This is a genomic window from Candidatus Aminicenantes bacterium, from assembly GCA_026393855.1.
Classification (GTDB): Bacteria; Acidobacteriota; Aminicenantia; order Aminicenantales; family UBA4085; genus UBA4085.
In genome coordinates this window covers 1-13,094 of record JAPKZJ010000122.1, presented here as the reverse complement: position 1 = coordinate 13,094, position 13,094 = coordinate 1, and the positions used below count along the sequence as shown (strand labels likewise).

The 13,094-nt window shown below is 63.3% G+C and carries 12 protein-coding genes and 1 tRNA gene; 8 read left to right on the top strand and 5 right to left on the bottom strand.

The annotated features are described in order from the left end of the window. Positions 1–113 precede the first annotated feature (113 nt). The gene (locus tag NTZ26_14885; GenBank protein MCX6561785.1) at positions 114–1,730 is read left to right on the top strand and encodes a glycosyl hydrolase family 28 protein; all 1,617 of its coding nucleotides are present in this window, start codon (positions 114–116) and stop codon (positions 1,728–1,730) included. A gap of 372 nt (positions 1,731–2,102) precedes the next feature. Here NTZ26_14885 and NTZ26_14880 read toward each other — a convergent pair whose 3' ends face one another. Then, positions 2,103–2,945: a pirin family protein gene (locus tag NTZ26_14880; GenBank protein MCX6561784.1), complete on the bottom strand. Its 843-nt coding sequence runs from the start codon at positions 2,943–2,945 to the stop codon at positions 2,103–2,105. Between the two features lie 150 nt (positions 2,946–3,095). Between NTZ26_14880 and NTZ26_14875 the strand changes: the two genes are divergently transcribed. The 6 genes from NTZ26_14875 to NTZ26_14850 all read left to right on the top strand — a co-directional run bounded on the left by NTZ26_14875 (position 3,096) and on the right by NTZ26_14850 (position 7,609). Further along, positions 3,096–4,295: a metallophosphoesterase family protein gene (locus NTZ26_14875; protein ID MCX6561783.1), complete on the top strand. Its 1,200-nt coding sequence runs from the start codon at positions 3,096–3,098 to the stop codon at positions 4,293–4,295. A gap of 176 nt (positions 4,296–4,471) precedes the next feature. After that, positions 4,472–5,032: a sigma-70 family RNA polymerase sigma factor gene (locus NTZ26_14870; GenBank protein MCX6561782.1), complete on the top strand. Its 561-nt coding sequence runs from the start codon at positions 4,472–4,474 to the stop codon at positions 5,030–5,032. Next, positions 5,022–5,516, top strand: a complete 495-nt coding sequence (locus NTZ26_14865; protein ID MCX6561781.1) for an anti-sigma factor — start codon at positions 5,022–5,024, stop codon at positions 5,514–5,516. Before NTZ26_14870 ends, NTZ26_14865 begins: the two co-directional genes overlap by 11 nt. 23 nt (positions 5,517–5,539) lie before the next feature. After that, positions 5,540–6,040, top strand: coding sequence for a DUF5668 domain-containing protein (locus NTZ26_14860; GenBank protein ID MCX6561780.1), 501 nt, complete (start codon positions 5,540–5,542; stop codon positions 6,038–6,040). A 20-nt stretch (positions 6,041–6,060) separates the two neighbouring features. After that, positions 6,061–6,285, top strand: coding sequence for a DUF5668 domain-containing protein (locus NTZ26_14855; protein MCX6561779.1), 225 nt, complete (start codon positions 6,061–6,063; stop codon positions 6,283–6,285). 4 nt (positions 6,286–6,289) lie between these two features. Then, positions 6,290–7,609: a DUF4097 family beta strand repeat-containing protein gene (locus NTZ26_14850; GenBank protein MCX6561778.1), complete on the top strand. Its 1,320-nt coding sequence runs from the start codon at positions 6,290–6,292 to the stop codon at positions 7,607–7,609. Positions 7,610–7,979: 370 nt separating this feature from the next. Here NTZ26_14850 and NTZ26_14845 read toward each other — a convergent pair whose 3' ends face one another. The 3 genes from NTZ26_14845 to NTZ26_14835 form a co-directional block, all read right to left on the bottom strand. Next, positions 7,980–8,885, bottom strand: coding sequence for a hypothetical protein (locus NTZ26_14845; protein MCX6561777.1), 906 nt, complete (start codon positions 8,883–8,885; stop codon positions 7,980–7,982). A gap of 38 nt (positions 8,886–8,923) precedes the next feature. Further along, positions 8,924–9,748, bottom strand: coding sequence for a biotin/lipoate A/B protein ligase family protein (locus NTZ26_14840; GenBank protein MCX6561776.1), 825 nt, complete (start codon positions 9,746–9,748; stop codon positions 8,924–8,926). Positions 9,749–9,773: 25 nt separating this feature from the next. Beyond that, positions 9,774–9,845, bottom strand: a tRNA-Gly gene (locus tag NTZ26_14835). A 174-nt stretch (positions 9,846–10,019) separates the two neighbouring features. Here NTZ26_14835 and NTZ26_14830 point away from each other — a divergent pair. After that, positions 10,020–11,384 (top strand): M24 family metallopeptidase, encoded by a 1,365-nt coding sequence (locus NTZ26_14830; protein MCX6561775.1) that lies wholly within the window; start codon positions 10,020–10,022, stop codon positions 11,382–11,384. Between the two features lie 26 nt (positions 11,385–11,410). Here the strand turns inward: NTZ26_14830 and NTZ26_14825 are convergent. After that, on the bottom strand, positions 11,411–13,094 hold a 1,684-nt coding region (locus tag NTZ26_14825; GenBank protein ID MCX6561774.1), incomplete at its 5' end, for a hypothetical protein.

The following is a 13,094-nucleotide window of genomic DNA, read 5'->3' as shown; positions in this document are numbered from 1 at the left end:
TTCTCTTCGCCCGGCGGGCTCATGGTAGCACATCCCTTGATTCCCGGTCACCTGCGATGGCGCGGACCGGCGAATTCGGCTAAGATGAGGCCATCTTTTTTCGGAGGTCGCCGATGCGCATCCGACTCGCCGCTTGCCTCATCTTCGTCTTCGGCCTCGTCCAAGGCTGGGCCGCCCCCACCGCCGGACAGGCCGTCTTCAACGTCCGCGACTTCGGCGCCAACGGGCTCAAAGCCGGGAGCGCCCAGGCCGCCATCCAGAAGGCCGTGGACGCCTGCGCCGCCGCCGGAGGGGGTACGGTCTATGTGCCGCCCGGCGAGTACTCCACCGGCACCATTTTTCTCCGTAGCCGCGTCCGCTTCTTTGTCGAAGCGGGAGCAACGATCTACTCGATCAAGGATAAGGCGGCTTTTCCCAAAGACGCGCTATTCTATGGCGAAGACCTGACCGGGATCACCCTGGAAGGCCGGGGCACAATCGACGGGCAAGGCCGGTACGAATACCGGCTCAAAGGCGACCATGAAGACGACTTCATCTACCCCAACCAGGTCGAGATGGAAAAGCTCAATCTGCCCCTGACCCGGTCTTTCCCCAAAACCGACCAGTTCGGCAAGCTCGTCCTCCTGCTCCGCTGTGTGGACGTCCGGATCAGCGGCTTGAGCTTCCTCGACTCCCCGTCCTGGACCATGCACCTCTATGGCTGCGTCCGGACGGTCATCGACGGTCTGTATATCAAGTCCAGCCTCAAGGACGGGGTCTGGGCCGACGGCATCGACCCCGACGGCTGCCGCGACATGCGGATCTCGAACTGCACCATCACCACGGGCGACGACGCCCTGGTCTTCTACTCCATGAACTGGTTCGGGCCGGCCCTGCCCTGCGAGAACATTACCGTCACGAACTGCCGGCTGTCCTCGGCCTCCAGCGCCATCAAGTTCTGCGACGGCAACATGAACGCCGTCCGCAACGTAACCATCACCAACTGCGTCATCACCGATTCCAACCGCGGCCTGGCCTTTATGAACTTCGACGGCGGCGTCGTCGAGAACGTGGTCATCTCCGGGCTGACCATCGACTGCGTGCGCTACGACTGGTTCTGGTGGGGCGACGGCGAGCCGTTCCACTTCAACGTCAAGCAGCGGAAGCAGATCCACAAGAACTGGAAGCCGGAGGATGACCGGCCGGCCGGCGTCATCCGCAACGTCATCCTGCGCGACATCGTCGCCCGCGGCCGGGGCGCCAGCGTCTGCCTGGGCCACCCCGACAGCCCGCTGGACGGGATCACCCTGGACAACGTCAAGCTCTTCCTGATCCACGATCCCGCTTCGCCCTACGACAAGGCCGTCGATGCCCTGACCTTCCGCTGGGCCAAGAACCTCAAGCTGCGGAACGTGGAGATTTTCTGGGAAGGCGCGCCTTATACGCCTTGGAGGAGCGCCCTCCGCATCCAGGATGTTTTGGGTCTGGAACTGGATGGCGTGAGCGCGGGAAGGGCCCCTTTGCCCACGGCGGCCGGTGCTCCCGCGATCGTTCTGCACGACGTCCGGGACGTTCTCGTCCGTAACGGCCGTTCCGCCCCGGGCACCGAAACCTATGCGTCCGTCAACGGGGCCACCTCCGAGGGGATCGTCTTCCTGAACAACGATGTCCGGAACACCTTGAAGCCCTTCTTATCGGAGCCCGGCGTCAAACCCGGCGCGGTGCGGATTCTGGCGAATATCGAAAAATAATGGATTTATTCCCGATACCGGGAAATCCAAGCGGTTCGGAATACCGGCCAACGGCGAAACCGCTCGGGTTTAGACTTTTTTGCGAACCTCTTCGAGGGAACCCAACCCTCGCGGGGACGATCGAATCGACGTCCCAACGAGGACTGCGAAGCTCTGCGGGCGCCAAAGCGATTTTTAAATTCCGAAGGCGCCGAACACTTCTGATTTAATTGATATCACCACCCCAGCCCCTCCTTCGAAGGAGGGCTCAGGCAAGCGCCTTCGGCTGCATGTGCCGAGGCGAGCAGCGCAAAAAAGGCGTGAAAAACCCGCGCCGCCGGGCCGGTATTCCAAAACGCCTTTCCCGGTATCGGGAGATAATCTATAGAGCGATTAGCCTAAAAACGTTCCGTTTTCGTATTCTCGGAAGGCCTGATCCAATTCTTCCTCGGTATTCATGACGATCGGGCCGCGCCAAGCAACCGGCTGTCCCCAAGGCCGGCCCGAGATCAGGGCGAAACGCGCCCCCTCCGGCCCCGCCGTGGCCCGGACAGCCGGGCCGCTGCCGAAGAGCGCGGTCTGGCCCCGGACGACCCGCTCGGCGCTTGGACCGAATTCGGCGCTCCCCTCCATGACATAGGCGAAGGCGCCGTGCTTGGCTTCGATCTCCCGCACGAACGGGGTGCCGGGCGGCAGCGTGACATCCAGATATTCGGGGTTGCCAAAGATCTCCCGAACCGGACCGCCCACGCTTTGAAAGCGCCCGGCAATGATCTTGACCTCGGCGCCCTCCGGCGTCCGGACCGTGGGGATGGATTCGGCGGAGATGTCGCGGTAGCGGGGCTCGGTCATCTTGTGGGCGCGCGGCAGGTTGATCCAGAGCTGAAGACCGCGCAAGCCGGCGGCCTCCCGGCGAGGCATCTCCTGATGCACGATGCCGCGGCCGGCCGTCATCCACTGGACCTGGCCCGGCCCGACCGTTCCAGAGTTGCCCAGGCTGTCGCCGTGGTCGACATGGCCTTCCAACATATAGGTGACCGTCTCGATGCCGCGGTGCGGGTGCCAGGGGAATCCGGCCGTGTAATCGTCGGGATTCTTGCTGCCGAAATCGTCAAGCATTAGGAAAGGATCGAACAGCGGGACCTCCCGGAAGCCGAAGGCCCTCTTCAATTTGACGCCGGCGCCTTCGAGCGTCGGACGGGCGGCAAAGACTTTTTTCACCTTGCGTTCGGCCATGATCTCTCCTAATTCCTACTTATTACATAATATCATGGGAGAATAAGCCTGTCAATAACGCCCCAGAGCGGCCGGTACCGTCGGGATCGGTTGACGCCGTCCCGCCCCTTTGGTATGGATATCCAAGACCGCCGCCTCAAGGAGAGCCCCATGACCCGCCAACGGCCGCTATCTGCGGCCATTATCCTCCTCGTCTCGGCCCTCGCGATCCCCTCCGGCGCGCGCGCCCAAGCCGCTCCCCCGGTCATCGTCCACGGCCCGCTGCTGACCAATCCCGCCCCGAACGGGATGACGATCGTCTGGTTCACGGACAAGCCCTGCACATCATGGGTCGAATACGCGACCGGCGGCAACTTCCGCACCTTTCCCAGCTTCGGAGGCTTGATCCAGATCGCCCGGCCGGGAAGCCACGGCCTGATCGACGCCGACACGGTCCGGCACGAAGTCCGGCTGGCCGGCCTTGAGCCGGGCAAGGCCTATCGTTATCGGGTCGTCTCCAAGTCCATTCTCGCCTTCCAACCGTATGAAGTCGTCTACGGACCGGTGACGATGAGCGAGATTCGCGAATTTCGCACCCTCGACCTAAAGAAAGCGGCCTTCGGATTCGTCGTCTTCCAGGACCTGCACAACGACGCGGCCAAGCTGGCCGCCCTGGCGGCCAAGGCCGATCCCACGGCCGCCGACTTGATCTTCTTCAACGGCGACAACGTCGCCGACGCGGGCAAAGAGGAAGACGTTTTCGCGGACCTGTTCGATCCGGCGGCCCGCCGCTTCGCCGGGGCGGTTCCCATCGTCATGACCCGGGGCAATCACGAGACTCGCGGCGCCATGGCCCGCCGTCTCGAAAGCTATTTTCCAACCCCCTCCGGCCGCTATTTTTACGCTTTCACTCATGGGCCGGTGCGGTTCATTATCCTGGACTCGGGCGAGGACAAGCCCGACGATTCCCCGGTCTACGCCGGGCTGGCCGACTTCGATCGATACCGAGCCGCCCAAGCGGCATGGCTCAAAGAAGAGATTCAAAGCCCCGACTTCAAAAACGCCTCGTTCCGGGTCGTCTTCAGCCATATTCCCCCCTACGGTAAAGGCTACGCCTCGGAACAATTGACGGCCCTCTGGGGCCCGATCCTCAACGAAGGCGGCGTCGATCTCGTTATCTCCGGACATCTTCACTCCCTTTACCGATTCGAACCGGCGCCCGGAAAGAACGCCTTCCCGGTTTTAGGCGGCCCGACGGACGGCGTCATCAAGGCTTCGGCCTCGAATTCGTCTGTTTTATTGCAAGTTATTGACGTTAATGGAGTTGTCAAAGACGAGCTGACTGTCTCGGCCAAGCCGGGCCGCCGCTGAAGCCGGTCTGAAAACATGCAATTCGTTTGTTTTCTATAGATTGAGATGAATACGGAAACATCCGTCCCTCCGGCCGGCTCCACCAAGCCTTCGCCTATCCCTTGCCGCCGGACGCCTGGAAATTCTTTGTTAATATGGAACTCCATCACCCTGCATCTCGTCTATCGGAGTGGTGAGTGAACTTGGAAGCGATCATCAAGGATTGCCTGGAAGGCAATCAAGGAGCCTGGCGGATGCTGGTTGATCTCTATTCCAGAAAGGTCTTCAACATGGCCTTCCAATTCACGGGCAGCCATCAAGAAGCCGAAGACCTGACCCAGGACATCTTCATGAAGCTCTACCGCTCGCTCGGCAAGTTCGATCGGGACAAGAACTTCACCGCTTGGCTGCTGGCCTTGGCCAAGAACTTCCTGATCGACGAGTACCGCCGCACCAAATGGGAAAAGAAGAGCCGCGACGATTTCGAGGACCACGCCCCCACCCTGGCGGGAACGGACGACCCCGAGCGCGGCCTGGCCGAGGAGGAGACCCGCAAGCTCCTCTGGTCGGGGCTCGCCAAACTGCCGGCGGAGATCCGCATGGCGGTCATCCTCAAGGAGATCCAGGGCAAGACCTATGAAGAGGTCGCGGAGATCAGCGGCGTCCCGGTGGGGACGGTCAAATCCCGCATCAACCGCGGCCGACTGCAATTGGCCCGCATTCTCAAGGAATTCGGGGAGGACGAACATGACGTGTGACAAGATCCAAGATCTTCTGTCCCCCTATCTCGACGGTGAGCTCGACCCGGCCGCCCGAGCCGAGATGGAGGCCCATCTGGCGGCCTGCCCGGAATGCGCCGGCCTGGCCGCCCGGATGAGGACCGCCCTGGCCGCCTTCGCCTCCTTCCCCGAGATCGAGCCGAGCCCGGCCCTGCGGCGGCGCCTGCTGGCCATCCCCGAGCGATCCCGCCGCTTCAAGCTGGACCTGTCCTTCCTGCGGCGTCCCGCCCTGCAACCCGTCCTGGCCGCCGTTTCGGGGTTGCTCATTCTGATCACCGTCTATATCGCCGGTCCCGCCGGCATCCAGAAGGCCGTCAACCGCCAGTTCCACCGGAGCCTCGGCTCGATCGAGAAGCTCTATGTCCAGGCCGGTTCGGTCACCGATCGGATCGGCGAGTTCGCCGTCAACGTCTATGATTCGGCCAAGGCCGCCAACCCGATCGGCCGGGCCGAGGACCGATAATCGAAAGCCAACGGAGGTTTGCCATGACCGACAAGATCATCATCCAGAACCGTCCCCCCAAGTCGCCGGCCGCGGCCGGCATCCTGTCGGGGTTCTTCCCAGGCGCCGGCCAGCTCTACAACGGCGAGGCGCCCAAGGCCCTGCTCTTTTTCCTCATCTTCGCCGGCTGCATCTCGATGATGCCGCGCGGTCCGCACCCGTTCCTGCCCCTCATTTTCGCCGGCTTCTACTTCTACCAGATTATCGACGCCGTCCAGACGGCCAAGGCCATCAACGTCAAGGCCTTGGGCGAAGCGATGGCTGATCCGGCCGCCGTCCCGGCAGCCGGGCCCGCCCCCGCGCCGATCAAGGTCATCCCCGAGGGCTCGATCTTCTGGGGCCTGCTGCTGATGGGCATCGGTGTCGTCTTCCTGCTGTCCAACTTCGACATCCTCCAGATCGAGCGTGTGCTCGACTTCTGGCCCGTAGCCGTCATCCTCATCGGCCTCAAGATCATCTTCGACTCGCTCCGTAAGAGCGACTGACATTAAAAGGAGAAATCACCATGTCCCCTCGTCGCCGCAAAGACGCCCTGGTTTGGGGCATCATCCTGATCCTCATCGGCGCCGCTTTCCTGGCCGAAAACTTCATCAACATCGACGCCTGGGAATACCTCTGGAAGCTGTGGCCGGTCATTCTGATCATCTGGGGCGCCCAGAAGCTCATCGACGGGCTGCGCCGCAAGAAGCCGGCCGGATCCGACGAGATTCCCGCCTCGCCCCGGGATTGAGCCCATGCGCGCCCGCGAGATCGTCCTGGCCCTGCTGATCATCCTGGCCGGGGTGTCCCTCAGCTACTTCAAGTCGGGCCGCCTGTCCTTCGAGGGCGACGACTTCTTCGGCTGGTCCGGCCGGGAATTCCAGTTCGAAGAGACGCGGGACATTCCGGGACCGGCCCCGGCCTGGCTCGAGATCGCCAACAGCCACGGCGCGGTCGCCGTCGAATCGGCCGCGATCGATCAGGTCCGCATCGTTTTCACCAAGCGCGTTTGGCGCAAGGACGAAGCCGCGGCCAAGACGACGGCCGACGCGATCCGGATGATCGCCAACCAGTCGAGCGACCGCCTGATTCTGTCCACCAACCGGGAGGACTTCAAGACCAAACGCTTCGAAACCGACTTCAAGGTGCTCGTCCCGGCCGCCACCTCCGTTCTGATCAAGAACTCTTACGGCCCGGTCAAGGCTTCCGGCGTCGCCCGGGCCGAGCTGATCAACAGCCACGGCCGCGTTTCGGCCGCCCAGATCGCCGGCCCTCTCGTCGTCCGGACGAGCTACGAGCCGGTGGACGCGGACGGGATCGCCGGGGATTGCCGGATCGAGGCGCCGCACGGCGAGGTCAACGCCCACGCGGTCGAGGGCGACCTCATCATCGAAAACAGCTATGAGCGCATCCGGGTCGAACGCACGGCCAAGGCCCTGACCGTCTCCGGCTCGCACTCCGACATCCTGGCCAAGGACATCGGCGGCCGGGCCGAGATCGGCTCGTCCTACGAGGCCATCCGGGTCGTCGGCGCGCTGGACGTCAAGATCCGCGGCCTGCAGAGCGAGATCGAGCTTGCGGACATCAAGGGGGCGGCCGACGTGAGCAACGATCACGGCTTCGTCCGGGCCCGGAACGTGTCCGGCGGACTCAAGATTGAAGGACGCGACGTGGGCGTTTCGGCGTCCGGCATCGCCGGCCCCGAGATCAAGATTACGACGTCCTATCAGGACGTCGATCTTCTCGATTTCACGAGCCCGGCCGTGATCGTCCTCAGCCACGGCGACTTGCGCCTGCGGCCGCTGGGGCTGGCCGGGGCGGTGGACGTCCAGGGCAGCTACGCCGGGGTCGATCTGGAGTGGCCGGCCGGCGTCCGCGGCCCGCTCGAGGCTCGGACGACATCGGGCGAAATCAACTGGATGCTGGCCGAGAAGCCCGCCTCTCTCAAGACCAACGGGTCCTCGGAGGTCAAGGCTTTCACTGATGCGGCCGGCAAACCGGGCGTAACGATTGTTACAACCTACGGCGATGTCCGAGTCCGCGACGCCGGGAGCACGGACAAAAAGACGGACTGAACGGGGAAACGATCTCTGCCAGGGCGCGGGAAACCGCGCCCTTTTTATGGAATCCATTCCCATTTCCGGGGGATGGTAAGGCGGCACGGTGATCGGCCAACGGCGAAACCGCGCGGGTTTAGCCTTTTTTGCGAACCTCTTCGAGGGAACCTGGCTTTGCAGGCGCCGAGGGATGTTTGAGCACGACAAGATCATGGGGAACGAGACGGAGTGGGAGGCCTTGATGTATCGGGAAATCAGAGGTGCGGAGTTCCGCAGGCGCCGAGAAGAGTAGCGCAAAAAAGGCGTGAAAAACCCGCGCCGCCGGGCCGATCACTGTGACGCAGGCCCCGGAAATGAGAATGGAACATTTTTATCTGGCGGGAAGAGATCAGAGCAACTGGGTTTTGGAGCGGAACTGGACGATCCGCTGGCCCAGGCAGCCGTTGATCTTGATGTTGAACAGCGAGATCAGGTTCGTCAGATCTTTTTTATACTTGGTCACGTAGCGGACGAACCCAATCTCCGCCTTAAACCGGAGCAGGTTCTCGAACTCCGCTACTTCATCGTCGAGCTCGATCAGAAAATGATTGATGGCCCGGTACTGGGCGTTGATCTCGATCAGGTCCTTCTCATCGAGCTTGGCGTAGTCCGGTACGGGCGGCAGGGATTCCAGGATGGTCGCGCTCTCCGTCGCCAGCTCACCGATGGACTCGCGGATCTCCTGGAAGAACGATTTATAATCGAGCGGCCGCCGCAGCTTCTCTTGGCCCCGGTCGACGAGACGATCAGACTGGTCCTTAAGAGCGGTGATATGCTCGCGAATGCCGTAATACTTGCGCTTGAAGCTGAAGAGGTCGACAAAGTCGCGACCGATGTAGATCTTGTCCTCGTAGTGGGAAAGAAGCTCCATCGGAGACTGGGTGTAGTATTGAACCTCGTAGCGCCGGCCGTGCGATTCCGTCTCGCGCAGGCGGGCCAAGACCAGGCAATCGTTCTGCTCCACGAAATAGCTGTTGACGTCCAGCAGGACGGAATAGACCGCCAGGTTCTGGATCAGGCTCTCTTTGACGTAATCGAGGATGGCTTCCCGCTTGGAGATCAGCTCGGCCACCCGTTCGTTCGCCTCAGGCAGGAGGACGGAATAGGAGGGCGAGAGGAGGCAGAGTACGGCGCCCGTCCCAAGCTCCATATGCAGGTTTTTGTGGACTTTCTGGCGCAGGTCGTCCAGGGCGATGGGCTTGAGGGGGGGAAGCTCCCGGGGATCGAGCTTGAGAAGGGCTTCGACTTCGTTCATAAGGATCGGCTCGATCTTAACACCGGCCCCCGCAAAAATCAACGCGGGTCGGCGGCCTCGGGAGCGTCGCGGCCTTCGAATGTCCAGGCCGGATTGGCGTACTTGCCCGCTTCCAAGGTTCGGATGGCATCCCAATCGGATGGCCCAAGCTCGAGCGGCAGGAGCGACACGCCGAAGAAGTCCGCGAATCCGGCGGTCAGCCGTTCGACCGCCCAATCGAAGTCCACATCGCGGCCCAGCTCCCGCGAGAGGGACGTCATTCGAATTCCCCCCTCGCCTTTGTAGAGCGAGACCGCCCGCAAAAGCTCTATGTCGTGGGCCAGCGGGATTGAGCCGTGCTGGAGGAAGCGCCCGCCGGTCCGCTTTTGGGCCGAACCGACGATCTTCAGGCCGCCGATCTCGATCTCGTCCTGGGCGGGCAGGGAAAAGCAGGGCATCGTCCCCTTGGCGTAGAAAGGCGGGGCTTTGTCGGCCAGCGCGGCTTTGAGGCCCATCCCTTCCAGCCCGCGGACGAGGGCCTGCGAGATGCGCTTGTACGAGCCGCCCAAGGTGTCGGTGAACGTCGCGACATCGTTCGAAGTCACGGAGTACGTGACCTCCTGATGGTGCAGGACGAGCTTGCCGCCGGTGATACGGCGGACGATGTCGATGCCGTGAGCCCGGCAGAACTCGGGGTCGACGACCCGGGCCGCGGTCTGGCCCGCCCCCAGCGAGGCGGTCGGACGCTCCCACTGGTAGAAGCGCAGGACGGTCCGGGGCGTCTCGCCGAGCGAGGCGAGGAGATGCCCGTCCACGGCCATATTGAGCGAGCCGGGGAGCGGGCGATCGTGGCGCAAAATGAAGAATTCGGGAGCTTCGTTCATGGTTCTCGTTAGGCCGGAGAGTCAGAGCGGGCAATGGGACTCGAACCCACAACACCCGGCTTGGGAAGCCGGTACTCTACCATTGAGCTATGCCCGCTCTCACTCCCCGGACCGGGGAATGGACGCTTAAGCAGGTCTATGTTTTAGCCGGAAAGGGCCGAAAAGTCAACGGCCGCGCCACGGCCGCGCCACCCGCGGCGCCTTGACCGCGTCGGGGGTGCGTGGTATGAAACAGGGAAATCCCCCGTCGTCGGGGCGAAAGGAGAGGCTCATGAGGAAACACCGTTCGATCGCCGTGGCGCTGTTCGCCGGCCTGGCTATAATCTGCCTCGCGGCTGCCGTTCCCGCCGCGCAAAAAGCATCCGCCGGCCCGGCCGTTCTATCCATCCGGGATCGGGCGGCCTTGGTCCTCAAGACCGTCCAAAAGCGCCTGGACACTCTCCTCCCCCGAATGATGCGTGAGACGAAAATCGATATGTGGGTGATTTCCTGCAACGAGGACAATCTCGATCCCATTTTCGAGACCATGATGCCCTTCGAGAACTGGTGCCCGATCACCCAAATCCTCGTCCTTTACGACCGGGGGCCGGAGAAGGGCGTGGAGCGGATCAACGTTTCGCGCACCGATACCCAGGGTCTATTCGTCAACGGCTGGGACGCGGCCGCCTTCGACGCCAAGAAGGGCGAAAGCCAATGGGAAGCCTTCGGGCGAATCGTGAAGGAGCGGAATCCCAAGAGGATCGCCCTCAACGAGGGCGAGGTTCAATGGGTAGCCGGGGCCCTGACCACGAATCTCAAGAAGCGGATCACGGCGGCTCTCGGCCCCGAGCTATCCTCCCGCATCGTCTCGGCCGAGCCGTTGGCCACCCTGTGGGGCGAAACGCTGCTGCCCGAGGAGGTCGAGATCCAGGAGCAGGCAGCCGCGATCTCTCACGCCATCATCGCCGAGATGTTCTCCAACCGGACCATCACGGTCGGCCAGACAACGGCCGACGATCTGCGCTATTTCTACTGGCAGCGCGCGGCCGACCTCGGGCTCAAGGTCTCTTTCAGCCCCTTCGTCACGATCCGGGCCCGCAGCCCGGAGACGCTGGCCGCCTACGGCAAGGATGACAAGGCCATCCGCCCCGGCGACTACATCCACTGCGATGTCGGCGTCAAATATATGCGCTGGAACAGCGACAATCAGGAAGTGGCCTATGTCCTGAAGCCGGGCGAAACAGATGCCCCCGAGGGCTTGCGGAAGCTCTTGGCCGAGGCCAATCGCCTGCAGGACGTCTATTGCGGCGAATTCAAGGCCGGCCTGACGGGCAACGAACTGCTCGGCCGGATCCTGGCCAAGGCCAAGGCCGTCGGCATTCCCGGGCCCAAGGTCTACAGCCACTCGCTGGGGTTGTTCCTGCACGAGCCCGGTCCGCTCATCGGCCTGCCCTGGGAGCAGGTCAACAACGTCGGCCGGGGCGACGTCAAGCTCGTCCCCTGGAGCGTCTTCACGGTCGAACTGAGCGCCACGGGGCCAATGCCCGACTGGGGCTTGGCCGAGCTGCGGGTGCCGATCGAGCAAGACGTCGTCTTCACCGGCGAGAAAGTCGCCTTTCTCGACGGGCGGCAGACCGCCTTCCACCTGATCCGGTGATCTCGGGCAGCTCGGCCGCCGGAGGATCAACGGACGATGCCGGCTCCTATCGGGTAGGCATCCGAGACCTTCACGGGCAGCTTGCCTGAAGGACTCAGCTCACCCTTAAGCAGCTTGATGAACGAATCGAAGTAGACCGGCTGGTTGCCGAACCAGCCCTTCTCGGCGTATCCGACGGCGAAAGCCGCGACGTCTACGATCTTGCGGATGATCTGGGGATTGCCGTAGGACATGGCGATCACGGCCTTGGGTTTGGCCGCGATGATCTTGCGCAGGAAGGCCAGATCGCCGTCGCGAAGCGGTGCCGGATCGCCCAGCCGGTTGCGGGGCACAAACAACGAGACGATGATCAAATCGGCCGCTTCGACGGCGGGCCAGGCTTTCTCATAGTAGGCCGGGTCCAGGTCGGGACGCAGGGTATAGCTTTTGATCCCGGGGAACGAGGCGGCCAGCTTGGCCGTCAGGACGGCCGGCGAGGGATCTCCATCGGCTTTCTGGACTGCGATCTGGACCATCTTCTCCCCCGCCAGGCGGCTCGCCGGCAGAGGCAGGAGGCCGTCGTTCTTGAGAAGAGTCAGGGACTTGTCGGCCGCTTCCTGGACGGCGGCCAGGTTGCCCGGCGTCCCGACGAGCGCGTTGACCCTGCTCTCGTCGACGAAGCGGTTCTTGGGCAGGCCCAGCCGGGCCTTGAGCTCGAGCAGCTTGAGGACGGCCTCGTCGATGCGGGCCAGCGGGATGCGCCCGTTCTTCACGGCCTCGATGAGCGCCGCCGCCGCGCCGAACGGATCCTTGGGCTTGAGCACGATGTCGTGCCCGGCCTCGACCGCCAGGACGGCGACTTCGTTCTCGCCGAAGCGCTTGACGACGTGAGGATACCAGAGGTCGTCCGAAGTCACCAGGCCCTTGAAGCCGAGCTTGCCGCGGATCCAATCCGTGGCCAGCTTCTTCTCGACGCTGGCCGGCAGCATCGATCCGCCCGTGACCGAGGGCACCGCGATGTGCTCGGTCATGATGAACGAAACGCCGGCATCGACGGCGGACTTGAAGGCTCGCGTTTCCTCAGCCTCATAGGCGGCCGCCGGCTTGTCCACCTGCTGCCAATCGGCCACACCGGGAATGACGGCCACATCGCCGCGGCCGGGGAAGTGTTTGGCCGTGTTGAGCATGCCGCCGTCATGGTAGCCGCGAACGTAAGCCCGGACCATGCGGTCCAGCCGGTCGAAGTCTCCGCCAAAGGAGCGAACGCTTTCGGCCGGGTTGTCGGGCCGGACGGCGATATCGACGACGGGCGTATAGGTCAGATGGATGCCCATGGCCCGGCCTTCCGTGCCCCCGATGCGCGCCAGGCGGTACATGAGGTCATCGGACGCAGCCGCGGCAAAGCCCATATTAGCCGGAAATTCGCTGGCGCCCGTCACTTGCTGGCCGGGCCCGCCCTCGAAGTCCGCCGAGATTAAAAGCGGGACGGCGGCTTCCTTTTGCAGCCGGTTCAGGAGATGGGCCACGTCGCGGGGCGTGCCGCCATAGAGAACGAACATGCCCACGCCGAGATCCTTGGCTTGCTTGATCCAACCGGCCAGCCGCGGGTCGTCGTCCGTGATGTACCCGGCAGCGATGTCTGGGCAGATCATCTGGCCGATCTTCTTCTCCAACGTCAGCCCGGCCAGCGTCTGGGCCGCCCAGCGCTTGGCCTCCTGGGCGTCGGTCCAG

Coding starts and splice junctions, on each gene's coding strand:
- NTZ26_14885 (MCX6561785.1), top strand. CDS start 114: ATGCGCATCCGACTCGCCGCTTGCCTCATCTTCGTCTTCGGCCTCGTC.
- NTZ26_14875 (MCX6561783.1), top strand. CDS start 3,096: ATGACCCGCCAACGGCCGCTATCTGCGGCCATTATCCTCCTCGTCTCG.
- NTZ26_14855 (MCX6561779.1), top strand. CDS start 6,061: ATGTCCCCTCGTCGCCGCAAAGACGCCCTGGTTTGGGGCATCATCCTG.
- NTZ26_14860 (MCX6561780.1), top strand. CDS start 5,540: ATGACCGACAAGATCATCATCCAGAACCGTCCCCCCAAGTCGCCGGCC.
- NTZ26_14865 (MCX6561781.1), top strand. CDS start 5,022: ATGACGTGTGACAAGATCCAAGATCTTCTGTCCCCCTATCTCGACGGT.
- NTZ26_14880 (MCX6561784.1), bottom strand. CDS start 2,945: ATGGCCGAACGCAAGGTGAAAAAAGTCTTTGCCGCCCGTCCGACGCTC.
- NTZ26_14850 (MCX6561778.1), top strand. CDS start 6,290: ATGCGCGCCCGCGAGATCGTCCTGGCCCTGCTGATCATCCTGGCCGGG.
- NTZ26_14840 (MCX6561776.1), bottom strand. CDS start 9,748: ATGAACGAAGCTCCCGAATTCTTCATTTTGCGCCACGATCGCCCGCTC.
- NTZ26_14830 (MCX6561775.1), top strand. CDS start 10,020: ATGAGGAAACACCGTTCGATCGCCGTGGCGCTGTTCGCCGGCCTGGCT.
- NTZ26_14845 (MCX6561777.1), bottom strand. CDS start 8,885: ATGAACGAAGTCGAAGCCCTTCTCAAGCTCGATCCCCGGGAGCTTCCC.